This is a genomic window from Nonomuraea thailandensis, assembly GCF_024172165.1.
GTDB lineage: Bacteria > Actinomycetota > Actinomycetes > Streptosporangiales > Streptosporangiaceae > Nonomuraea > Nonomuraea thailandensis.
The window spans coordinates 9,847,100-9,870,205 of record NZ_JAMZEB010000002.1; the positions used below are offsets into that span (position 1 = coordinate 9,847,100).

The 23,106-nt window shown below is 73.0% G+C and carries 20 protein-coding genes; 14 read left to right on the plus strand and 6 right to left on the minus strand.

The genetic code is table 11. The features are described 5' to 3' along the window. Positions 1-2: 2 nt before the first annotated feature. Positions 3-3,803, minus strand: a complete 3,801-nt coding sequence (locus HD597_RS49355) for an ATP-binding protein (protein ID WP_253754093.1) — start codon at positions 3,801-3,803, stop codon at positions 3-5. Between the two features lie 171 nt (positions 3,804-3,974). Here HD597_RS49355 and HD597_RS49360 point away from each other — a divergent pair, with 171 nt between their 5' ends. The 3 genes from HD597_RS49360 to HD597_RS49370 all read left to right on the plus strand — a co-directional run bounded on the left by HD597_RS49360 (position 3,975) and on the right by HD597_RS49370 (position 8,339). Next, complete coding sequence (locus HD597_RS49360; RefSeq protein WP_372513579.1) at positions 3,975-4,883, plus strand: MBL fold metallo-hydrolase; 909 nt, start codon at positions 3,975-3,977, stop codon at positions 4,881-4,883. A 125-nt stretch (positions 4,884-5,008) separates the two neighbouring features. Then, on the plus strand, positions 5,009-5,212 hold the full coding sequence (locus HD597_RS49365; RefSeq protein ID WP_253754095.1) for a hypothetical protein: 204 nt from the start codon (positions 5,009-5,011) through the stop codon (positions 5,210-5,212). A gap of 124 nt (positions 5,213-5,336) precedes the next feature. Then, positions 5,337-8,339, plus strand: coding sequence for a GH92 family glycosyl hydrolase (locus HD597_RS49370; protein ID WP_253754098.1), 3,003 nt, complete (start codon positions 5,337-5,339; stop codon positions 8,337-8,339). A 69-nt stretch (positions 8,340-8,408) separates the two neighbouring features. Here the strand turns inward: HD597_RS49370 and HD597_RS49375 are convergent, their stop codons facing one another. Together HD597_RS49375 and HD597_RS49380 are read right to left on the minus strand one after the other, a co-directional pair. Continuing rightward, entirely contained in the window at positions 8,409-8,846 is a 438-nt protein-coding gene (locus tag HD597_RS49375; RefSeq protein WP_253754101.1) for a GNAT family N-acetyltransferase, read from the minus strand. Between the two features lie 24 nt (positions 8,847-8,870). Further along, complete coding sequence (locus HD597_RS49380) at positions 8,871-9,998, minus strand: ROK family transcriptional regulator (protein WP_253754103.1); 1,128 nt, start codon at positions 9,996-9,998, stop codon at positions 8,871-8,873. A gap of 88 nt (positions 9,999-10,086) precedes the next feature. Here HD597_RS49380 and xylA point away from each other — a divergent pair, with 88 nt between their 5' ends. The 9 genes from xylA to HD597_RS49425 all read left to right on the plus strand — a co-directional run bounded on the left by xylA (position 10,087) and on the right by HD597_RS49425 (position 18,803). After that, positions 10,087-11,238, plus strand: a complete 1,152-nt coding sequence (gene xylA / locus HD597_RS49385) for a xylose isomerase (RefSeq protein ID WP_253754106.1) — start codon at positions 10,087-10,089, stop codon at positions 11,236-11,238. Continuing rightward, positions 11,235-11,978, plus strand: a complete 744-nt coding sequence (locus HD597_RS49390) for a sugar phosphate isomerase/epimerase family protein (RefSeq protein WP_253754108.1) — start codon at positions 11,235-11,237, stop codon at positions 11,976-11,978. Before xylA ends, HD597_RS49390 begins: the two co-directional genes overlap by 4 nt. Next, positions 11,975-13,078: a Gfo/Idh/MocA family protein gene (locus HD597_RS49395; protein ID WP_253754110.1), complete on the plus strand. Its 1,104-nt coding sequence runs from the start codon at positions 11,975-11,977 to the stop codon at positions 13,076-13,078. The genes HD597_RS49390 and HD597_RS49395 overlap by 4 nt, the downstream gene beginning before the upstream one ends. Positions 13,079-13,208: 130 nt before the next feature. Continuing rightward, positions 13,209-14,558 carry a S8 family serine peptidase gene (locus HD597_RS49400; RefSeq protein ID WP_253754112.1) on the plus strand — a complete coding sequence of 450 codons (1,350 nt, stop codon included), beginning with the start codon at positions 13,209-13,211 and terminating at the stop codon, positions 14,556-14,558. Position 14,559: 1 nt separating this feature from the next. Beyond that, a complete protein-coding gene (locus tag HD597_RS49405; RefSeq protein ID WP_253754114.1) occupies positions 14,560-14,814 on the plus strand; it encodes a hypothetical protein in 255 nt (84 codons plus the stop codon). Positions 14,815-14,854: 40 nt separating this feature from the next. After that, entirely contained in the window at positions 14,855-16,477 is a 1,623-nt protein-coding gene (gene lysS, locus HD597_RS49410) for a lysine--tRNA ligase (protein ID WP_253754117.1), read from the plus strand. Further along, a complete protein-coding gene (locus tag HD597_RS49415) occupies positions 16,474-17,004 on the plus strand; it encodes an AAA family ATPase (RefSeq protein WP_253754120.1) in 531 nt (176 codons plus the stop codon). Before lysS ends, HD597_RS49415 begins: the two co-directional genes overlap by 4 nt. Before the next feature lie 73 nt (positions 17,005-17,077). Beyond that, complete coding sequence (locus HD597_RS49420; protein ID WP_253754122.1) at positions 17,078-17,809, plus strand: glycosyltransferase family 2 protein; 732 nt, start codon at positions 17,078-17,080, stop codon at positions 17,807-17,809. Positions 17,810-17,828: 19 nt separating this feature from the next. Further along, the gene (locus HD597_RS49425; protein WP_253754124.1) at positions 17,829-18,803 is read left to right on the plus strand and encodes a ketopantoate reductase family protein; all 975 of its coding nucleotides are present in this window, start codon (positions 17,829-17,831) and stop codon (positions 18,801-18,803) included. On the opposite strand, the gene HD597_RS49430 is transcribed toward HD597_RS49425, so the two are convergent. Continuing rightward, on the minus strand, positions 18,769-19,296 hold the full coding sequence (locus HD597_RS49430; protein ID WP_253754126.1) for a DUF6886 family protein: 528 nt from the start codon (positions 19,294-19,296) through the stop codon (positions 18,769-18,771). The genes HD597_RS49425 and HD597_RS49430 overlap by 35 nt on opposite strands. Positions 19,297-19,369: 73 nt before the next feature. Here HD597_RS49430 and HD597_RS49435 point away from each other — a divergent pair, with 73 nt between their 5' ends. Further along, positions 19,370-19,750 (plus strand): hypothetical protein, encoded by a 381-nt coding sequence (locus HD597_RS49435; RefSeq protein WP_253754128.1) that lies wholly within the window; start codon positions 19,370-19,372, stop codon positions 19,748-19,750. Here the strand turns inward: HD597_RS49435 and HD597_RS49440 are convergent. Continuing rightward, on the minus strand, positions 19,747-20,175 hold the full coding sequence (locus HD597_RS49440; protein WP_253754130.1) for a hypothetical protein: 429 nt from the start codon (positions 20,173-20,175) through the stop codon (positions 19,747-19,749). The two genes, HD597_RS49435 and HD597_RS49440, sit on opposite strands and share 4 nt — an antisense overlap. A 62-nt stretch (positions 20,176-20,237) precedes the next feature. Between HD597_RS49440 and HD597_RS49445 the strand changes: the two genes are divergently transcribed. Then, on the plus strand, positions 20,238-22,139 hold the full coding sequence (locus HD597_RS49445; protein ID WP_253754132.1) for a sensor histidine kinase: 1,902 nt from the start codon (positions 20,238-20,240) through the stop codon (positions 22,137-22,139). An 87-nt stretch (positions 22,140-22,226) separates the two neighbouring features. On the opposite strand, the gene HD597_RS49450 is transcribed toward HD597_RS49445, so the two are convergent. Further along, positions 22,227-23,090, minus strand: coding sequence for a TolB family protein (locus HD597_RS49450; RefSeq protein WP_253754134.1), 864 nt, complete (start codon positions 23,088-23,090; stop codon positions 22,227-22,229). Positions 23,091-23,106: the final 16 nt, after the last annotated feature.

Genomic DNA, 23,106 nt, shown 5'->3' on the forward strand with positions numbered 1-23,106 from the left:
TTTCAATCGCTCGATGACCGTGCCGCGAGCCAGTCGCGCACGTGCTCGGCCGACACGACGTTCCCCTTGCGTTCGTGCAGGGCCCTGCTCCTGCGGGCCTCGGTACAAGCCTGCTCGCGCGCGCCCGAGGCGTACAGGACCACTGCGAGGTCGAACAGGGCGTCCGCGATGATGGGCGACAGGTCCGTGCGCTGGGCCAGCCGTACGGCGTCGCGGGCCATGTCCACGGCCCCGGCGTGGCCGCGGGCGGCCAGGACGCCGGCCTGGACCCCGCGCCACATGACCTGCGTGGGCACGTCCTCGTCGCCGGCGTTGCGGGCGCTGACCTGGCACGCGTGCTCGGCCTCCGCGTCGCGGCCCCGCAGGTGCAGCGCGCGGGCCAGCATCGCCGCCGTGGTCGCCAGCAGCGTGCGCTCACCGAGCTCCGACAGCCGCTCGTAGCCTTCCCGCAGCAGCGACTCGGCCTCCGCGGGCCGGCCGGCCAGCAGCTCGATCATGGCCTCGTGGTGGGAGACGGCCGACTGCAGCCGGCCGAGCTCGCCGAGGATCTCGTCGGCCCGGCGCAGGCTCTCGCGGGCCCGGCCGAACTCGCCGCGCATCGCCAGCAGCAGGCCGGCCGGATGCAGGATGACGGCCATCGCCGCCGGGCTGGCCGCGACCCGGGCGCGGCTGCGCTCGCACAGGTCGAGCGCCGTGGCCACCGGCATGGGGCCGAACGCCGCCGCCGACGCCCGCCAGCCGAGGATCTCGTACAGCTCCCGGTCGTCGCCCGCGAGCACGGCATGCCGCTCCGCGTGCCGCCACGACTCGTCCGCGGCGGCGGCCCGTCCCTCGGTCCAGTCGATGGAGGCCCGCAGGCACCACGCCCTGCACAGGCCGCGGTCGTCGCCGCGCAGCACGCGCAGGGCCCGGTCGGCCACCCGCCGCGCGTCGGCCAGGGCCCAGCCGGTGCCGGCCTGCAGGCGTAGGCGCTCCCGCTCGACCTCGGCGAGCGCCGCCACCCTCGGGTCGCCGAGCGAGCTCGCCTCCGCCAGCACCTCGTGCGCCTCCTCGAACCGGCCCGCCTCGTGCAGCGCCGCGCCCAGCCTGGGCAGCAGCGCCGCGCGCCCGGGGTCGCCGCGCGGCATGAGCGTGACCGCGCGGCGCCACAGCCCGGCGCCCGCCGCCACGTCCCCGCGCAGCAGCGCGGCGGGGGCGGCGGTGGCCAGGTGCGCGGCGGCCTCGGCGGCCAGCGTGCGCTCCCGCTCGCCCGACAGGCCCAGCTCGCCGCGCAGCCGCACGCACGCCTCCAGGTGGTGTCCGATCGCGGCCGGCTGCGCGCCGGGCTTGCCCGCCAGCCAGCCCGCGAGCCGCTCGTGCAGGTCGGCGCGGGTGCGCTTGGGCAGGCTGTCGTAGGCGACCTCGCCGATGAGGGCGTGGGAGAAGCGGAAGGCGTCCTCGTCGGCGAACTCCGGGGTGTCGGCCCTGACGAGGTTCTTGCGCAGGAGGGACATGAGGGCCGCGCGGGCGCCGTCCCGCACCAGCGCGGCGACCGCACCCCAGTGGAAGGTGGCGCCCTCCACGGAGGCGTACTGGAGCAGGGTTCGCTCGCCGGGGTCGAGGTGGTCGATGCGGGCGGCGAGCACCGCCTGGACGGTCATGGGCAGCGCGGCCGTGCCCGTCTCCTCTCGGGCCGCGACGAGCTGCTCCAGAAAGAACGGGTTGCCCTCCGCGACGCGCACGACGGCCTCGACCGCGCGCTGGTCGAGGGCGCCCTTCGCCGCGTTCTCCGCCAGCTTGTACGACTCCTGCTCCGACAGCGGCCCGAGCACCACCGCGTCCGGCCAGGAGGGGCGCCGCTCGCGCGACAGGCACAGCAGCAGGATGGGCGCGCCGGTGGAGCAGGCGACGAGGTAGTCGAGCAGGTCCAGCAGCTCGGGCGGCGCATGGTGGGCGTCGTCGATCACGACGATGAGCGGGCGCCGGCCGGCGGCGCGTTCGAGCAGCCTGCGCACGGCCCAGAACGTCTCGTCGGCCCGCAGGGGCCGCCCCGCCGCGCTCAGGATCCGGCTGCGCTCCTCCTCGGCCGCCTCGTCGTCGCCTCCCGCGGGATTCCGGCTCCGGCGGCTGCGCTGCTCGCGCCGGTCCCCCGCCGGCACCTGCCGGACGAGCTGCGACAGCTCCGCCCCCGTGCCGTACGAGGCGCAGCGCACGATCGCGACCGAGACCTCGACCGTGTCCTCCTCCAGCAGGCGGGCGGTCAGCCGGGACTTGCCGATGCCCGGCGGCCCGAGCACGGTCACCAGGCGGCAGGCCCGCCGCGCGACGGCCGCGTGCAGGGCCTGCCTGAGCTGGTGCAGCTCCTGGTGGCGGCCCACGAACGGGGCCGGCGACTCCCCCAGCGGCGGCTGGTCCGGCCGGAGGCCGCGCAGCAGCCACGCGGGCGCGCCGGCCACCGCGGCGTGCGGCTCCGTCGTGGCCAGCGTGCGGGTCAGGGCGCGGGCGCGGTCGCCGAGCAGGATGCCGCCGTCCGGGGCCGCCTGCTGGAGCAGGCTCGCGGCGTCGAACACGTGCCCGGTGGCCGGGGAGCCGTCCGGCACGTACGCCTCGCCCGACTCGACGCCGAGCCGTACCGGCAGGGTGACGCCGTGGTCGCGTCGCACGTCCGCCTGCCAGGCCCGGAGCGCGTCGCGCAGCTCGACGGCGGCGCGGACGGCCCGCGGCGCGTCGTCCTCGCGCACCTCGCGCAGCCCGAACACGCCCGTCATCGGCCGGCCCGGCGGTCGCTGCACGCTGCCGCCGTGCCGGGTGACCACGTCGGCGCAGGTGCGGGTGTGGGTGTCCAGCACGTGGTGGAGCAGCTCGGGGTCGAGGGCGGCGGTGCTGGCCGCGTTGGCCGCGAGGACGGTGACCAGCCGCCTGGTCCCCGCCGCCGGCTCGTCGGTTTCCCGTGAAACCATCGCAGGTCGCCCTGAATCCGGCGCAGGCACGGGCGGATGCTCGGCGTGGGGCTCCGCCAAGGCCGCCGGGCTCGGCGTGCGCGACTCCGGCAAGCCCGCCTGGGGTCCCGGGGCGAGCTCCGCCGCCTGGGGTCCCGGGGCGAGCTCCGCCGCCTGGGCGAGCACCTGGCGTTCCATCCGCCGCAGCTCAGGCCCGGGCTCCAGGCCGAGCTCCGCGGCCAGCAGGCGGCGGGTGTCGCGGTAGACGGCCAGCGCCTCGGCCTGCCGCCCCGACCGGTAGAGGGCGAGCATGAGCTGCGCCCGCGGCCGCTCCCTGTACGGATGCGCCGCCACCAGCTCCCGCAACGCAGGCACGAGCGCGGCCCCGCCCCCCAGGGCCAGCTCCGCCTCCATCAGCTCCTCGACCACGCCGATCCGCTGCTCGGTCAGCCGCTCGACCTCGCCGGCCGCCGAGGCCCGGAACGCCAGCCCGGCCAGCGCCTCACCCCGCCACAACGACAGCGCCCGGCGGAAGAGCTCCACCGCCCGCGCGGGATCCGCCGCCGTGCCCTGCCCGGCGAGCCGCTCGAAACGCTCGGCGTCGAGCGTGCCAGGAGGCGCCACGGCCAGGTAGCCGCCTCCTCGGGTGAGGATCGCGTCCCCGCCGAGGACGCGGCGCAGCCCGGAGACGTACCCCTGCACGACCTTGGGCGCGCTCGGCGGCGGCGACTCGCCCCACACCTCGTCCACCAGCCGCCCGGCCGACACCACCTGGTTGGCGTGCAGCAGCAGCACGCCGAGGATCACCTGTTGCTTGGCAGCGCCGAGGTCGAGCGCCCTGCCGTCCCGCAGCGCCTCCAGCGGGCCGAGAATGCGGAGCTCCATGCGTGTCTCCCTTTCGCGCGAGCGAACGAGCCACGGCCCCCGTACGCATACTGCCCCCGCCGCCCGGCGACTTCCAGGTATTTCCGCACAGACCGGATCTACCGGGGCTCGACCGGTACTGAACCCCGCTTGAGCACCATCGAGGCGCACCCTCCCGAAAGGACCGGACGCATGATGAGCGGGATCGACGACGCGGTGCTGCACGAGCTCGTCCCGGGGGTCTACGCCTGGGTCCAGCCGGACTGGACCTGGTGGGTCAACAACGCGGGCGCGGTCACCGGCTCCGGCGGCACCGTGGTGATCGACACCTGCGCCGGCGAGCGGCGCACCCGCCGCTTCCTGATGAAGCTGGCCACCCGCACGCACGGCGCGCCCGTCCGGGCGGCCGTCAACACCCACGAGCACGGCGACCACACGCACGGCAACAGCCTGCTGCCCGCGGACACGGTGATCGTCGGGCACGAGAGCACCCGCGAGGGCGTGCTCTCGGACATCATCATCGACGGCGCGCCGCCGTTCTGGGCGCCGGTGCCCGACTGGGGGAACGTCTCGCGACGGCCGCCGTCGGTGGTGTTCAGGTCGGAGGTGACGCTGCACACCGGCGACCGCCGCGTCGAGCTGCGCCATCCCGGCTTCGTCGCGCACTCCGCGGGGGACGTGGTCGCGTGGCTGCCGGAGGAGCGCGTGCTGTTCGCGGGGGACCTGCTCTTCAACGGCGTCACGCCGCTGGCGCTCAGCGGGTCGGTGGAGGGGTCGCTGCGGGCGCTGGACTGGCTGGCGGCGTTCGCGCCCGAGCTGGTCGTGCCCGGTCACGGGCCGCTGGTGGACGCGCGGGCGCTGCCGTACGTGCTGGCCGAGCAGGAGCGCTACTTCCGGTTCGTGCAGAAGGAGGCGGCTCGGGGGCTCAGCCCGCTGGAGGCCGCACGGCAGGCCGACCTGGGCGAGTTCGCCGGGTGGGGGGATCCGGAGCGGCTGGTGCTGAACCTGCACAGGGCCGCCACGGAGGGCGAGGTCGACATCGTGGCGGCCGCGGCGGACGCGATCGCCTACAACGGGGGCCCGCTGCGGACCACGGTCTGATCCCGACCTCCCAGGGGCGAACGCGGGACCTGGCGCCCGAGCGGCTGCTGCGCTTCGGCGTCCGCTACGCCGACGGGACGAAGCTCGCCACGCTCGACGAACGCGGCAGCGACCCGCAGGGCCCGATGCTGATGCTGACGCCGGCCGGTGACATCAGGACCGGCTCCCTGCAGTCCGGGGTCCGGCTCTGGTTGTGGCCGCTGCCACCTCCCGAGCCCTTCGAGTTCGCCGTCGAGTGGCCGCTGGGAGGCATCGGGCTGACGATCGTCGAGCTCGACGGCGCGGCCGTCGTGGCGGCGGGCGAGCGGTCCCCGGATTGCTGGCCCTGATCAGAGCCGGTTGCCCGGCGCGTCGTACGGCACCGGCAGGGCGTCCTCGACATCCCGCCGGAGATTTTTCTGGGCTTACTCACGCGTTCATGGCCCGGTTAGGGTGAGGCAGTGTGATCTCGAGGTGTTCTCTCCCCGTTCGTGGCTCGCCACGGCGATCACCGGCGCCTTAATCAGCACCATCGTCGCCGTCCCCGCCACAGCAGCATCCCCTCTCATCCCCGGCAAGGTCACCGACCCCGCCGCCCACGTCGATCCGCTGGTCGGCTCGGCCGGAGGCGGCAACACCTATCCAGGGGCCGTCCTGCCGTTCGGGATGATCTCCTGGAGCCCCACCAACACGGCCGGCGACCAGACCAACGCCGCCGGCGCGAACGGCTACTCCTACAACACCCCCCGCGTACGCGGCTTCGCGCTCACGCACGTCAACGGCGCCGGCTGCCATCCGGGAGCCGCCGGAGACGTGCCGATCATGCCGTTCGCCGGCGAGGTCGCCTCGTCCCCGACCGCGGACACCACCGACGCTGTCTACGCGAGCACGTTCAGCCACGCCGCTGAGAGCGCCCAGCCGGGCCGCTACACGGTCACCCTCGGCTCCGGCGTCAAGACGGACCTGTCGGTCACCACCCGCGCGGGCGTCGGCGAGTTCACCTTCCCCCGGGACAAGCAGGCCAATCTGCTCTTCCGCGTGTCGAACTCGCTGAACGGCAGCGAGGACGCCGAGATCACGATCGACCCCGCCACCCGTACGGTCACCGGCTCCGTCCTGACCGGCGCGTTCTGCGGCCGCCGCGCCAACGGAGGCGTGAACAACCGCAAGAGCTACTACCGCCTGCACTTCGCCGCCACCTTCGACCGGGCCTTCTCCGGCACCGGCACGTGGGTGAACGGCGAGCTGCGCAAGGACACCACCACGGCCTCCGGCGGCGAGGGCTACGCCACCGGCGCCGACCGCGCGGGCAGGGGCTCCGGCGGGTACGTCAGCTTCGACACCACCGCGGACGCCGACGTCCGCATGAAGGTCGGCATCTCCTACACCAGCCTGGACGCGGCCAGGCAGAACCTGGCCAGGGAGATCTCCCGCCGCGACGACGTGGCGTCCGTGGCGGCCAGGGCCCGCCGCGCCTGGAACGACAGCCTGCGCTCGATCGAGGTGGCGGGCGGCTCGGCCGACCAGCTCACCACGTTCTACACCGCGATGTACCACTCCTACCTCCAGCCCAACGTCACCAGCGACGTGGCGGGCACCTACCTGGGCAGCGACCGGAAGGTGCACCGCCTGGCGCGGGGCCAGCGGGTCCAGTACGGCAACTTCTCCGGCTGGGACCAGTACCGCGCCCACACCCAGCTCCTGGCCCTGCTCGAACCCGAGGTCGCCGGCGACTACGCCCAGTCGCTGTACAACCTGGCCCGGCAGAACGGCGGCGTCTGGGACCGCTGGGTGCACGTCAACGGCCCCACCCACGTCATGACCGGCGACCCGTCGGCTCCCGCCCTGGCCGGCTTCCACGCGCTCGGCGTGCGCAACTTCGACGTGCGCGGCGCCTTCGACTCGCTCTACAGGCAGGCCACCGTGCCGCACGAGTCCGGCCTGTCCGACAAGGGCTGCCCGGGCCAGTGCGAGGGCCAGCGCCCGAACCTGGCCGAGTACCTGCGCCTGGGGTACGCACCCCAGGACACCTGCCACTGCTGGGGCGGCGCCGCCGAGACCCTGGAGGACGCCACGGCCGACTTCGCGCTCGCGGACTGGGCGGGGCGCATCGGCCGCGACAGGGAGCGCGCCGAGCTGCTGCCCAGGGCGAGCTGGTGGCGCAACACGTTCAACCCGTCCGCCGGTGTGGAGGGCGGCTACCAGCAGGCCCGCAAGGCCGACGGGAGCTGGCTGTGGCCGTTCTCGCCGACCTCGGACGCCGGCTTCGCCCAGGGCACCAGCGCCACCTACACCTGGATGGTCCAGCACGACGTGTCGGGGCTGGCCGCCGCCATGGGCGGCAGGGAGCAGGCGGCGAAGAGGCTCGACGCCTTCTTCCACCGAGCCGACGGCTCGTGGGCGACCGGCGGCGACGGCTTCCGCTACGACCCGACGAACGAGCCGGGCATCCACGTCCCGTGGCTCTACAACGCGCTCGGCCAGCCGTGGAAGACCCAGGAGACGGTGCGCGCGATGGCGTCCCTGGTCTACAGGACGGGCCCCAGCGGCCTGCCGGGCAACGACGACCTGGGCACCATGTCCGCCTGGTACGTCTTCGCCGCGCTCGGCATGTACCCGCAGACGCCGAGCCGCGCCGAGATGCTGCTGTCCAGCCCCATGTTCCCGAAGGCGTGGATCAAGCGCGGCGACGGCCGCACGATCACGGTGACGGCCCCGCAGGCCGGTCCCGACGCGATCTACGTCCAGGACGTGAAGGTCGACGGCAGGGCGTACACCAGGTCCTGGCTGCCCGAGTCGCTGCTGAACCGCGGCGGCGAGGTCGTCGTGAACGTCGGCGCCACCGCGAACCGGCAGTGGGCCACCGCCGACGCCGACCTGCCCGTGGACCACGTGCCCGCCGCGCGGACCCCGGTCCCGAACCTGCCCGCCGCGTGCGAGCCCGTCGGAGCCGCCTGCGCCCAGCGGCTCCAGTACGACGTGGACGGCGTGGCCTCCACCGACGCCAGGGCCCAGGGCAACCTGGACGGCAAGGGCTGGAGCTTCCCCGCGGAGCAGCTCCCCGCCCCCGGCCCGCACGAGGGCTTCGTGATCCCGGACACCAAGGGCACGGCGGGCAACTTCCACAGCCTGCGCGGCCAGCGCACCCACCTCACGCCGGGCCGCTACCAGGCGCTCGACCTGCTGGTCACGGCCGTGAACGGCGACCAGCAGACCGAGCTCACGATCACCTACGCGGACGGGACGACGTCCACCGCGCCGCTCAGGGTGACCGACTGGGCGGCCGCGGCGCCGCGCTTCGGCGAGGAGGCGGCGCTCACGGCGAACACCCGCTACAACGTCAACGGCACCGCCGACGGCCGCAAGGTGAGCATCTGGCGCGTCTCGGTGCCGGCCGACCCGGCCCGCGAAGCGGTCTCGTTCACCAGCCCCGCCGTTCCCGACGTCAAGGTCCTCGCCCTCAGCTCCAGGGCGTAGCCGGGCCGCGCGAGGGCGCCGGCTCCTCCAGCGCGAGGGCGATCGCCCCCGCGTGGTGGTCGCCGGCGCCTACCGCGCCAGCGCCTTGGCGTAGCAGCGGGTCAGCGGGGCGTCCACGTAGCCGCCGTACGGCTCGGTCAGCGTGTACGCGCACCGCTCGTACAGGGCGATGGCCTCGGGCTGGCGCAGCCCGGTCGCCAGCCGCAGCCGCTCGTAGCCGAGGCTCCTGGCCAGATCCTCCAGGGCCGACAGGAGGGAGGTGGCGATCCCGCGCCCGCGCTGCCCCGGCACCACGTACATGCGCTTCAGCTCGCCGGTGACGGCGTCCACCGGCTGCACGGCGCCGCATCCGACGGCCTGGCCGTCCACCGAGGCCACCAGGTATCTGGCGCCCTCCTTCACCTGCGAGCGCCCCTCGGGCCCGTACCGGGCGACCAGCTCGGCGAAGGCCGCGTCGAGCAGGGCGGCGAGCTCGCGGTCCGAGGCGGCCCGCTCCTCGATCTTCATCCCGACATAGTACGGAATGTCCACTTAGAGCCCTAGCAACTGGGCGGGCTCGGCGAGGATCTGCTGGATGATCAGCCCGGCCGCCCCGAGCACGGCCGCCTCACCGCCCGTCCCCGAGACCACGAGCGCGGGCGGCCTGCCCCGCATCTGCCCCAGCCTGGCCCCCAGCCCCTCCGACACCGGCCCCTCCAGCCAGCGGAACAGCGGCGCGAAGATCCCGCCGAGCACGATCCGGCCCGGGTCGAGCAGGTGCACGGCCGAGGTGAGCGCCACGCCGAGCGCGTGCCCGGCCCGCTCGCACGCCTGCTCCGCCTCCCTGTCGCCCGACTCCAGCCGCGCGACCAGGTCGCCGACCGAGGCCAGCTCGCCGAGCAGCGCGTCCTGGCCCGCGTACACCTCCAGGCAACCCCGCCCACCGCACCGGCACGCGGGCCCGTCCGGCACGACGACCACGTGCCCCAGCTCGCCGGCCAGCCCGAACGTGCCCCTGAACAGGCTCCCCCGCACCACCAGGCCGGCGCCGATGCCGATCTCCCCCGACACGTAGAGGAAGTCGGGCTCCCGCGCGCCGAACCACAACTCGCCGAGCGCCGCCAGGTTGGCCTCGTTGTCCATCTCGAAGTGGCCGAGCTCGCCGGGCAGGTCCATCAGGCCCGCCACGCGCACATCCCGCCAGCCGAGGTGCGGCGCGCTGCGCAGCACCCCGCCCTCCACCGTGCCCGGCACGGCGAGCGCCGCGCCGATGACCCGCAGCCCCGCCTCCTCGGCCTCGGCCGTGATCTCCTTGACCAGGGCCCGCAGCCCCTCCAGGATCGCGGCGGGGTCGGAGTTGCGGTTGTCGGCCGGCCTGACGCGCCGCAGCCGCACGGTACGCGTGAGGTCCACCACGCACGCCGCCAGGTAGTCGATGTTGATCTCCAGCCCGAGCGCGGCCACCCGGTGCCCGCTCAGGCCGACCGCCACGCCGGGCCGCCCCCGCTCGCCGCCGCGCACGGCGCCGCCCTCGGCCACCACGCCCGCTTCCAGCAGGTCCGCGACCAGGCTGGATACGGTGGTCTTGGTGAGCCCGGTCCTCTCAGCCAGCGCCGCGCGGGTGTGAGGTCCTGACCGGTGGATGGTCGCCAGGACTACGGCCAGGTTACGGGCGCGCATGGAATCATGCCGGACCCCTCTTGACGACACCATGCCCACCTCCTCAGGATTAATACAGATTATGGACTAAAGCCCGCGAAGGATGGAAATGACCGCTTTCACCCCGACCCCTGACGACCGCTTCGCCTTCGGCCTCTGGACCGTGGGCTGGCAGGCCCGCGACCCGTTCGGCGACGCCTCCCGCCCCGCGCTCGACCCGGTGGAGACCGTGCACCGCCTGGCCGAGCTGGGCGCCCACGGCGTCAGCTTCCACGACGACGACCTGCTCGCCGTCGAGCCCGACCGGGACAAGGCCATCGCCGCCTTCAGGAAGGCCCTGGACGAGACCGGCATGAAGGTCCCCGCGGCCACCACGAACCTGTTCACCCACCCGGTGTTCAAGGACGGCGCCTTCACCAGCAACGACCGCGACGTTCGCCGCTACGCCCTGCGCAAGGTCATGCGCAACCTCGACCTGGCCGCCTCGCTCGGCGCGAAGACGTACGTGTGCTGGGGCGGGCGCGAGGGCGCCGAGTCCGACGCCGCCAAGGACGTCAAGGCCGCGATGGACCGCTACAAGGAGGCCCTCGACCTGGTCTGCCAGTACGTCATCGACAAGGGCTACGACATCCGCTTCGCCATCGAGCCCAAGCCGAACGAGCCCCGCGGCGACATCCTCCTGCCCACGATCGGCCACGCCCTGGCCCTGATCAACGAGCTGGAGCACCCCGAGATGGTGGGCGTCAACCCCGAGGTCGGCCACGAGCAGATGGCCGGGCTCAACTTCGTGCACGGCATCGCCCAGGCCCTGTGGCACGGCAAGCTCTTCCACATCGACCTCAACGGCCAGCACGGCCCCAAGTACGACCAGGACCTGATCTTCGGCCACGGCGACCTGAAGAGCGCGTTCTTCCTGGTGGACCTGCTGGAGACGCACGGCTACGACGGCCCGCTCGTCTTCGACTACAAGCCGCTGCGCACCGACGACCCCCAGGACGTGTGGGACTCGGCGGCGGCGAACATGCGCACGTACCTGATCCTCAAGGAGAAGTCGCGCGTCTTCCGCGCCGACCCCGAGGTCCAGGAGGCCCTGCGCAACTCCCGCGTGGACGAGCTGGCCCAGCCCACGCTGGCCGCCGGCGAGACCTGGCAGGACCTGGCCAAGGACGACTTCGACGTCGAGGCGGCCGCCGCCCGCGGCTTCCACTTCACCCGGCTCAACCAGCTCGCGCTCGAGCACCTCATGGGGGTACGCGGATGACCCGACCGATCAGTGTCCAGCTCTACACCGTCAGAGACGAGTTGGCCGCCGACCGCGACTCCGTGCTGAGGCGGATCGCGGAGATCGGATACCGGGCCGTCGAGCCCTACGACCCCACGGCAGACCCGGAGGGCTTCCGCCGGGTCGCCGACGACCTCGGGCTCACGGTGTCGAGCACGCACGCGTACGCGCTGCTCAGCCAGGAGCCCGCGCAGGTCTTCGACGCGATCGCCACGGTCGGGACCGACAAGGTGATCATCCCCGGCGGCATCGCCGAGGAGGAGTTCACCACCCGCGACGGCCTGGCGCGCACGGCCGACCTGCTCAACACCCTCGGCGAGCAGGCCGCCGCGTACGGGATGCGGATCGGCTACCACAACCACTGGTGGGAGATCGAGCCGCGGGTGGACGGCCGGCACGCCATCGAGGTGCTGGCCGACCTGCTCGCCCCGCAGGTGTTCCTGGAGATCGACACCTACTGGGCGGCCGTGGGCGGCGCCGACGTGCCCGCCCTGCTCGGCCGCCTGTCGGAGCGGATCGAGGCGCTGCACGTCAAGGACGGCCCGGGGGTCAAGGGCGAGCCGCACGTCGCGGTGGGCGCGGGCGTGATGCCGGTGCCCGGGATCCTCGCCGCCGCCCCCGGCGCGTGGCGCATCGTCGAGCTCGACGAGTGCGCGACCGACGTCTTCGCCGCCCTCGCGGACAGCCACGCCTACCTCACCTCCCTGGAGAGCTCTTGAGCAACGGCCCGGTCGGCGTCGCCATCGTCGGCGCCGGAGTCATCAGCGGCCAATACCTCCGCAACCTCAACGCCTTCCCCGACGTGCGCGTGGTCGCCGTCGCCGACCTCGACACCGACCGGGCCGCCGCCGTGGCCAGGGAGCACGACGTACGGGTGTCCGGCACCCTCGGCGCCGTGCTCTCCCTGGCCGAGGTGGAGCTCGTCGTCAACCTCACGATCCCGGCCGCGCACGCGTCCGTCGCGCTGGAGTCGCTGCGCGCCGGCAAGCACGTGTACGGCGAGAAGCCCCTGGCCATGAACCTGGACGAGGCCGCGAAGGTCATGGCCGAGGCCGGGAGCCGCGGGCTGCGGGTGGGCGGCGCGCCCGACACCTTCCTCGGCGCCGGGCTGCAGTCCGCCGTGCGCGCCCTGCGCTCGGGCTCGATCGGCGAGCCGGTCGCCGTCGCGGCCGCCACGCAGAGCCTGGGCCCGGAATCCTGGCACCCCAGCCCGGAGTTCCTGTACGCGCTCGGCGGCGGCCCGCTGTTCGACCTGGGCCCCTACTACCTGACCGCCCTGGTGTCGCTGCTCGGCCCGGTCGCCCGCGTGGCGGCCGGCACGCGCAGGGCCCGCGACCAGCGGGTCATCGGCTCCGGGCCCAAGGCGGGCACCCTGTTCCCGGTGGAGGTGCCCACCCACGTCAACGCCCTGCTGGACTTCCCCGGCTCGGCCACGGCGTCGGCCACCTTCAGCTTCGACTCCGCGGTGAACCGCCGGATGATCGAGGTCATCGGCACCGAGGGCGCCCTGTCGCTGCCGGACCCCAACACGTTCGACGGCCCGCTGCTGGTCCGCGGGCCGGGTGACGCCGACTGGCGGGAGCTGCCGCTGGCGGGCACCACGGCGGGGCGCGGCATCGGCGTGCTCGACATGGCCAGGTCGATCCGCGCGGGCACGCCGCACCGCGCGTCGGGCGAGCTGGCCTTCCACGTGCTGGAGCTCATGTCGGCGATCACCGAGTCGGGCGAGCAGGCGGAGTTCAGGCCCATCGCCTCCACGACGGCGGCCCCCGAGCCGCTGCCCGCGGGCTGGGACCCGTACGCGGCCACGCTGTCCTGACGCCGTGGGCGGCGGACCGCCGCCGCCCACGGAAAGTTACATCATCCTTACACAAAGGAGTCACCACCTGCCGGACGGGGCACTGTTACGTTGAGTAATCGTTTCGTAACAGCACTCCGAAGGGGAACCCATGCGCGTCCTGATCCAGCTCCGCCCGGCCCCCGAAGTCGTCGCGTCCGTGATCGACCCCGGTGTCCGCAGCGCGGTCTCCGACGTCGTCGCCGAGCTGCCCGGAGTCCTCCTCGACCGGGCGTTCACCCCCGTGGCCGTGCCCAGGCCGGTCTCCGCCCATGGCGCGCCGCTGTCCCCGCACCAGCGGGCGCAGTTCTCGATGGCGCCCGAAGACGCCTCCGTGCTCGTCCGCGGCGAGATCTCCGACGCCGAGCTCACCACGCGCAGCTCGTTGCTGTCCTCCTCGGTGCGCGAGGTGGCGGGCGTGTTCGCCGATCCCACGATCCAGTCCCATCCGACCTGCGGTGACAGCGGGCCCGTCGGCGACTGGGAGGAGGTCAGGCGGCTGCTGCACGCCTACGACCTGTGGTCCGCCGGCCACGACGGCGAGGGCGTGGCCATCGCGATCGTCGACACCGGCATCAACGCCGACCACGTCGCCGCCCGCATCGGCCACGACGTGACCATCGACGCCGACCGGAGCTGGAGCCCGCCCGGCGTCGACAAGACGCCCGGCCGCTACCCCGTCGACCACGGCTCCATGTGCGCCTTCGACACGCTGATCGCCGCGCCCAAGGCGACCCTGCTCGACATCCCGGTCCTGCTCAGCCGCAGGCCGGGCCCGACCGCCGACGGGCTGCTGTCCGACGCGGTGGCCGCCTACTCCCACCTGCGCGCCGTGCTGCAGGCCATGCCCGCCGACTCCAGGTCCCTGGTGGTCTCCAACAGCTGGGGCCTGTTCTCGCCCGACATGGACTTCCCGCCCGGCCATCCGGGCAACTACTCCGACAACCCGGCGCACCCGTTCAACCTGATCGTCGGCAGCCTGGAGGAGGCGGGCGCCGACATCCTGTTCTCCGCGGGCAACTGCGGGCGCGAGTGCCCCGACCGGCGATGCGGCTTCCCCGACCGGTCGATCGCGGGCGCCAACTCCCACCCGCGCGTGTTGTCCGTCGGCGGCGTCGACACGCGGGGCGAGCGCGTCGGCTACTCCTCGCAGGGGCCGGGGCGGCTGTCGGAGCGCAAGCCCGACCTGTGCGCGTACACGCACTTCGCCGGCTCCGAGGCGGTCGGCGCCGCCGACACCGGCACGTCCACCGCCTGCCCCGTGGCCGCCGGCGTGGTGGCCGCCGTGCGCACGCACCGCTCCGCGGCCGAGCTGTCGCCCGCGCAGCTCCGCACGCTGCTGCACCGCACCGCCGACGACCGCAGCACGGTCGGCTTCGACCACGACTACGGCTACGGCGTCATCGACCCGCCCGCCATCCTGGCCGCGCTGGGCAGGCAGAACCGCAACCGCGCCGCCTGACATGGCCATGATCCAGGTGCGGCTGCCGCCCGAGGCCACCCTCGCCGACGCGTTGCGCCTGCTCGGCCTGGCCGACGAGGACGCCGACGCCGGTTACGGCCTGGTGGCGGTCGTACCCGGGCTGCGGGTGCTGCGCGTCACCGAGGAGGCGGCCCGCCGGCTGATCGACGACCTCGCAGCCGGGCGGGTCCCCGCCCATCTCGTGGACGTCTTCTCCGACCCACGCGTCGGGCCGCAGGACCCCGATGACCGGTGACGCGTTGGCTTGAATCCCGCGGACCCGCAAGAATGGCGCGATGGCTGACAGTGCCGAGACCGACTGGGTCTCCAGGTTCGCGGACGAGGTGATCTCCGAGGCGGAGCGACGTGCCCCGGGCAAAACGATCGTCTGCGCCTCCGGGCTGAGCCCGTCGGGCCCGATCCACCTGGGCAACCTGCGCGAGGTGATGACACCTCACCTGGTCGCCGACGAGATCAGGCGGCGCGGCCTGGAGTGCCGGCACCTGCTGTCGTGGGACGACTACGACCGCTTCCGCAGGGTGCCCGCGGGCATCGACCCGTCGTGGGCCGAGCACATCGGCAAGCCACTGACCTCGGTGCCCGCCCCGCCCGGCAGTTCGTACGCCAACTGGGCCGAGCACTTCAAGGCCCCGCTGGTCACCGCCCTGGCGGAGCTGGGCGTCGAGTACGACCCCATCAGCCAGACCGAGCAGTACACCTCCGGGGTCTACCGCGAGCAGATCCTGACGGCCGTGCGCGAGCGGGCCAGGATCGACGCCGTGCTGTCGCGCTACCGCCTCAAGCAGGGCCCGGAGGCGGAGCCGGCGGCCGACGACTACTTCCCGTACAAGCCGTACTGCGACCTGTGCGGGCGCGACCTGACCACGGTCACCAACTACGACGACGAGACGACCGAGCTGGCCTACACCTGCGAGTGCGGCTTCGGCGAGACCGTGCGCCTGGCCGAGCACGACCGCGGCAAGCTGGTGTGGAAGGTCGACTGGCCGATGCGCTGGGCGTACGAGGGCGTGATCTTCGAGCCGTCCGGGGTCGACCACCACTCTCCCGGCTCGGCGTGGATCGTGGGCGGCCAGCTCGTGGGCGAGGTGTTCGGCGGGCAGCAGCCGATCGGCCCCATGTACGCGTTCGTCGGCATCACCGGCATGGCCAAGATGAGCAGCTCCAAGGGCGGCGTGCCGATCCCGGCCGACGCGCTGGAGATCATGGAGGCGCCGCTGCTGCGCTGGCTGTACGCCCGCCGCAAGCCGGCCCAGTCCTTCAAGATCGCCTTCGACCAGGAGATCCAGCGCCTCTACGACGAGTGGGACTCCCTGGGCCGCAAGGTCGCCGCCGGGCAGGCCCAGCCCGCCGAGCTGGCCGCCCACAACCGCGCGGTGAGCACGGCCGCCGGCCCGCTGCCCGCCACGCCGCACCCGGTCGCCTACCGCACGCTGGCCTCCGTCGTGGACATCACGACCGGCCACCCCGAGCAGACCCTGCGCATCCTGCGCGACCTCGACGGCGTCGAGACGCTGGAGGAGGCCGGCCCCCGCCTCGGCCGGGCGCAGCGCTGGGTCGAGCTGCACCTGCCCGCCGACCAGCGCACCCGCGTGCGGGAGTCGCCCGACCAGGAGCTGCTCGACTCGCTGGAGCCGGCCGAGCACGAGGCGCTGCGGCTGCTGGCCGACGGCCTCGACGACTGGACGCTGGAGGGGCTGACGGCGCTCGTGTACGGCGTGCCCAAGCTCCAGGCCGGGCTGCCGGTGGACGCCAAGCCCACGCCCGAGATGAAGACGGCGCAGCGGGCCTTCTTCACCCTGCTCTACCGCCTGCTCGTCGGCTCCGACACCGGCCCCAGGCTGCCCACGCTCCTGATGGCCGTGGGCGCCGGCCGGGTGCGCAAGCTGGTGGGCGCTTGAAGGGTGCCGTCCTGATCACGGGGATCTCGGCGGCCGGGAAGTCCACCGTGGCCCAGGCCCTGGCCGAGCGGCTGCCCCGCTCGGCCCACGTGCGCGGCGACACGTTCCGCCGCATGGTGGTCGGCGGGCGCGCGGACATGACCCCGGAATTGACCGGTGAGGCGGTGCGGCAACTCCATCTCCGTTACCGAATCGCGGCCAACACGGCGGATATGTATTTCGACGCCGGATTCACACCAATAGTTCAAGATGTCATTCTCGGTGCGGATTTGCCGTTGTTCACGACGTTGGTCGCCACGCGTCCCTTGCACGTGATCGTCCTGGTCCCCGGCGCCGGCGAGGTGGCGCGCCGCGAGGCGGCCCGCGCCAAGTCCGGTTACGCCGGGGGCTGGACGATTGCCCAGCTCGACGCGGCATTGCGGCACGAGACGCCACGCCTCGGCCTGTGGCTGGACACCTCGCGCCAGAGCGTGGAGGAAACCGTGAACGAGATCATTTCCCGCTCGGGGGAGGCCCAAATCACCTGAGATTTCATCATGCGCATGATCTATGCAAGGAGCTGTTAAGCGGGTTGCATGCGTCACGGAGAACCTTGGTGACATGAACAAGCAGCCTTTCGCCGCCAGCGTCAGCGTCATCGTTCCCGCGATGAACGAGGCCGAGAACCTTCCCCACGTCTTCGCGACGCTGCCCGACTGGATCGACGAGGTGATCCTCGTCGACGGCAACTCGACCGACGACACCATCGCCGTCGCGCGAAGGCTGCGCCCCGACCTCCGGGTCGTCGTGCAGAGCCGGCGCGGCAAGGGCAACGCGCTCATCGAGGGCTTCGAGGCCGCCAGTGGCGACATCATCGTCATGATCGACGCCGACGGGTCCACCGACGGCCGCGAGATCCGCTCCTTCGTCGCCACGCTCGTGAACGGCGCCGACTTCGCCAAGGGCTCCAGGTACGCCCCTGGTGGCGGCTCGGACGACCTCAGTCCGATCCGCTCGCTCGGCAACAAGGTCCTGACCGGGCTCACCAACCTCCTCTACGGCACCCGCTACACCGACCTGTGCTACGGCTACAACGCCTTCTGGGCGCGCCACCTCGACGCCCTCGACCTCGACTGCGACGGCTTCGAGATCGAGACCCTGATGAACGTCCGCGCCGCCCAGGCCGGCCTCATCATCCGCGAGGTCCCCAGCCACGAGCGCTCCCGCATCCACGGCGTCAGCAACCTGAACGCCGTGCGCGACGGCTGGCGGGTGCTGCGGACGATCTGGCGCGAGCGCTCGCGCGGCTCCGCCGTGACGACCGCGCAGGCCCAAGTGGCACTCGCCAAGTAGGGAGTGACATCCTCAGACAATGCGCTACATAGTGATCGGAGCAGGAGCAGTCGGGGGAACCATCGGGGCCCGCCTGTTTCAGGGCGGGCACGAGGTCCTTCTCATCGCGAGAGGAGCCCACTACGAGGCCCTCAAGCGCGACGGCCTGCGACTGATCACCCCCGAGTCCGCCGAGACCCTGAACATCCCCGCCGCCGACGGCCCCGTGCCCACGCGCGATGACGACGTGCTCATCCTGGCGACCAAGTCGCAGGACACGATCGCCGCGCTGGCCCCCTGGCCGGCCGACCTGCCCGTGGTGTGCGCCCAGAACGGCGTGGCCAACGAGCGCATGGTCCTGCGGCGGTTCGAGCACGTCTACGGCATGTGCGTGTGGTTGCCCGCACAGATCCCCCAGCCCGGCGTCATCGCCGCCCACGCCCACCCCTACTCCGGCATGCTGCACGTCGGCCGTTATCCACAGGGTGTGGACGACGAGCTCGCGGCACGCATCGCCGACGACCTGAGCAAGCGCGGCCTCGTAGGCCGGGCCGTCCCGGACGTGATGCGCTGGAAGTACGCCAAGCTCCTCGGCAACCTGGGCAACGCCGCCGAGGCGCTCCTCGGCCACGTGCCCGGCATGGCCGAGGTGGTCGAGCGCGCCAGGGCCGAGGCCAGGGGCGTGCTGGAGCACGCCGGCATCGCGTACGCCACTCCCGAGGAGGAGGCCGAGGTACGCGGGCACAAGGTCGACGCGCGCCCCATCGAGGGCGTCGACCGCAGCGGCGGCTCCTCGTGGCAGAGCCTGGCCAGGGGCAGCGGCTCGATCGAGGCCGACTACCTCAACGGCGAGATCGTCCTGCTGGGCCGCGAGCACGGGCTGCCCACGCCGGTCAACGAGACGCTGCGGCGCGAGGCCAACAGGGCCGCCCGCGAGAAGCTGCCGCCCGGCTCGATGCCGCTGGAGACCCTGCAGGCCCTCATCGACGCGCGTTCCGCAGCCGGATCCCGCTGAACTGCAGGCTGCTGGCCGTCACCTCGTTCCAGAACGGCCACAGGTTGTCGAGCACCCTGAGCTGGATCCCCGCCTGCTCGTGCAGCTCGAACAGGTCGCCCACCGGCTCGGGCGGGCCCAGCGGCACCACGGGCGCCGTGGAGACCACGGCGTGCGCCGGCTCGCCGATCGGCGTGAAGCCGTCGGCCGGCAGGCGGTAGGCGAACAGGCGCACCTCCATCAGCGCCTTCAGCCAGCAGTACTCGATGGCGTGCACCCGCTCGCCGCAGCCCGCGCCGATGATCCGGGCCGTGTCCTCCTCGGAGGTGTCCTGGCCGACCCAGGCCATCGCGCGCGGGCAGGCTCTGGGGAACCAGTAGTCGGGGCAGCGCTCGTAGCCCACCGCCCACACGTACGGCTCGCTCTGCCGGCTCGTCACCGCCACGTGCGGCACGAAGCGCTCGATCGTCGGGTCCTCGGAGAAGTGCAGGACCTGGCCCGCGTCGGGTCTCATGGACGTCATCATCGCGCATACCGCGCCGATCTACGGGCAGGAGAAACGCCTCTTACGACAAGGGGTGAGTTGGATGATCGTACTGGGAGTGCTCCTGATCCTGCTCGCCGGCGCTGGTTTCGCTCTGGTCCTCACCGAGGAGAGCGCCAGGTACATCCTGTTCGGCTACACCTTCGAGCCCAATCAGGTGGAGATGTTCCTCGCGGGGGCGGCTGCCATGGCCGTCCTGCTGCTGGGCGTCTGGCTGCTGGGCTCGGGTTCGCGCAGGACCGCCAGGCAGCGCCGCCGGCTGCGCAGCGCCAGGGCCGAGGCCTCCGACCGGGTCGCCCGGCTGGAGGACGAGAAGCGGGACCTGGAGCGGAAGCTGGAGCGCGAGCACACGAACACGAGCGTGCACGCGCACAGCGACCACTCCGGTGACCGTCTCGTCGCCGGCAGCGACGAGCGCCGCTAGACCGCGTCCGCGCTCTGGCGTGAGGGCATCAGCTTGCCCTCACGCCAGAGCGCGAACCCGGTGATCACCGCCCCCAGGCCCTCCCAGAGGCCGACGCCGAAGAACTTGCCCGGCGCCGCCCCCGTCAGCACCAGCGTGGTGAAGACCGCGAACGTCACGAGCCTGAAAGGCACGGTCCAGCGGAAGAACGGGGTGTAGTCGTTCGAGGCGGCGAACAGGTAGTAGACGCCCATGTTCACGGCCGCCATCGAACTGGCGGCCATATAGACCAGCGTGTAGTCCCCGGCGGGACGTACGTCGAGCACCTCGAAACCGAGCACGGCCAGCAGCGTGTCGGGCGAGATCAACCCGAGCAGGCCGAGCGCGAAGGCGAGGAAGCCGAAGACCGCGATGGTCCAGCCGGAGAGAGAACGCGGAAGACGCACAGAAATCCTTCCAAAGGGGGGTGTACTCTGCGAGGCGATCTCATCATGCACCCGGAGGTCGCATGTCCCCCACGCGTGGCCGCCCCATCGCGCTGAAACTTCTCATCCTCCTGCTCGTCCCGCTGCTGTCCCTGGTGGGCCTGTGGGCGTTCGCGGCCGGCCTGACCGGCGGCGCCGGCATGCGCCTGCTCGCGATCGACGACCTGGCGTCCAACCTGGCGCAGCCCTCGGAGAGGGTCAACATCGAGCTGCAGAACGAGCGGCTGGCCTCGGTGGAGTTCCTGGTGACCGGGCAGGGCGCGGACACCATGGCCGTGCAGCGCGGGCGGACCGACCGGGCCGTGAAGACCCTGCGCGCGCTGACCGGGAACCTGCGCGACCTGTCGCCGGAGATGAGCACGCAGCTCAACGCGCTGCACGTCAAGCTCGACCAGCTCGCCGACGTGCGCAAGGAGGTGGACGGCACGCTCGTCCCGCCGCTCGACGTCATCGACGGCTACAGCCAGGTCGTGGACGCCTCCTTCCGCATGTACGACGCCATGGTCCTGGTCCCCGACATGGCCCTCTACCAGCAGGCCCGCGCGGTGACCATGCTCGGCGAGGCCAAGGAGGTGCTCTCCAGGGAGCGGGCGCTGATCGCGATCGTGCTGGCCAGGGGCCGGGTCGAGCCGCGGGAGCGCGAGTCGTTCACGGGGATGGTGGCGACCAGGCGGCTGCTGTTCTCCCAGGCGCTGTCGCACCTCGACGGCGACCTGCGCGGGCCGTACGGCGAGCTCGCCGACTCGCCGGTCTACCAGGAGTTCCTGCGCGCCGAGGACGCCATTCAGGGGCAGGCGGCCGTCAACGGGCTGCCCGCGGGCGCGGCCACCTGGCCCATCGACGCCCAGAACCTGTGGGTCACCGTCGAGCACAACCAGAGCAAGGCCACCCAGGGCATCGTGAGCCGGGTGACGCCGACCGCCATCGGCATGCTGGTCAAGATCGGCGTGGCGGGCGGCCTGGGCCTCATCGCCGTCGTCGCCTCGATCCTGCTCTCGCTGCGCTTCCGCAGGCGCCTGGTCCGCGAGCTGGCCGCGCTGCGTGACGCGGCCACCGAGCTGGCCGAGGTGCGGCTGGCCGGGCTGGTCAAGCGGCTGCGCACCAACGCCGAGCCGCCGACGTCCGCCGAGGTGGCGCCGCTGGAGGTCAAGGCGCACACCTCCGAGGTGGCCGACATCGTCCGCGCCTTCAACGACGTGCAGTCCACGGCCGTCGAGGCCGCCGTCGACCAGGCCAGGCTGCGCCACGGCGTCAGCCAGGTCTTCGTGAACCTGGCCAGGCGCAACCAGTCGCTGCTGCACCGGCAGCTCCTGCAGCTCGACAGCATGGAGCGGGCCACGGAGGCGCCCGAGACGCTGGCGGACCTGTTCAAGCTCGACCACCTGACCACGCGCATGCGCCGGCACGCCGAGAGCCTGATCATCCTGTCGGACCAGGCTCCCGGCCGCGGCTGGCGCAACCCGGTGCCGATCCTCGACGTGCTGCGCGCCGCCGTGGCCGAGGTCGAGGAGTACGAGCGGGTGGAGGTGATGCAGCCGCCGTCCGTCGCGCTGCTCGGCTCCGCGGTCACCGACGTGGCCCACCTGATGGCCGAGCTGATCGAGAACGCCACCCTCTTCTCGCCGCCGCAGACCAGGGTGGACGTGCGCAGCTCCGCCACGCCGCACGGCCTGGTCGTCGAGGTGGAGGACCGCGGGCTCGGCCTGCCGCGCGCGGAGCTCGACGAGCTGAACGACCGGCTGGCCGACACCCCCGAGTTCGACCTGGCGCAGAGCGACCGGCTCGGCCTCTTCGTGGTCTCCAGGCTCGCGGCCAGGCACGGCATCAAGGTCGCCCTGGTGCCCTCGCCGTACGGCGGCCTGACCGCGACGGTGGCCCTGCCCGCGGCCCTGCTCGCCGACCAGCCCGCGCTGGCCGGCAGGTAGAGCCCTGGACCGCCCGGCCGGTCCCCCCGGCCGGCAGGCAGAGCCCTGGGCGCCGTCTGTCCCGCGCCGGCGCGGGACAGACGGCGGTTAGGGCAGCACCTGCAGCAGGGCCTGCTTCCTGGCCTTGGCGGGCTCGGCGAGGCGCTGGACCTCCTTGCCCGCGCCGTCGAGCACGACCAGCGTGTTGTGCGTGGCGCCGCCGACCCGTACGACCAGCCGCCCGTCCTTCAGGTAGGTGGCGCCGAGCAGCCTGCCCTTCACGGCGGGCGCGCGCTTCTTGCCGGTCACCATGTCGAGCAGGACCGGCTTGAACGCCGCCGGCCAGCTCCCGTCGCCCAGCGTGGCGGGGTTGGCGGGCACCTCCACGACGGCGGTGCGGCCGTTCGGCGACAGGCTCTGCACGTGGGTGATCCACGTGACTCCCTTGGCCCTGGCCGCCTTGCCGGTCCTGACGTCGAGCCGGTAGAGGGCGTTCGCCTCGCCGGTGTAACCCGCGACGTACCGGCCGTCGGCCGACCAGGCGAGGTGGCACACGCCCGCCGACCTGCCCAGCTTGCGCGGCGCCGCGCTGCCGTCGGCCTTCACGGCCATGATCGTGTCACTGCCCTGGGTGTAGGCCACCTGCGTGGAGTCGGCGGACCACACCGGGGTCAGGCACGGCGTGCCGCCCTGGAGGCCGCTGACGAGCGTGGTGGTCCTGCTGCCGCTCCTCACCTGGAGCCGGCCGCTGGTCGTCACCCAGGCCGCCTTCCTGCCGTCGGGGGAGGCGGCGTACTGCGGCATGGAGCCGGGCTTGGCGATGGTGCTCCATTCGCCGCCGTCGTACCTGCTGAGCTGGTTGTCGGAGGCGCCGGCGTAGACGGCGGCTCCGGACAGCTCGGGTGCGGCGGCCGACGCGGGGAGCGAGGTGGTCAGGAGGACGCCGGCAGCTGCCGCAACGAGAATCTTCATGGCACGACATGGTGCC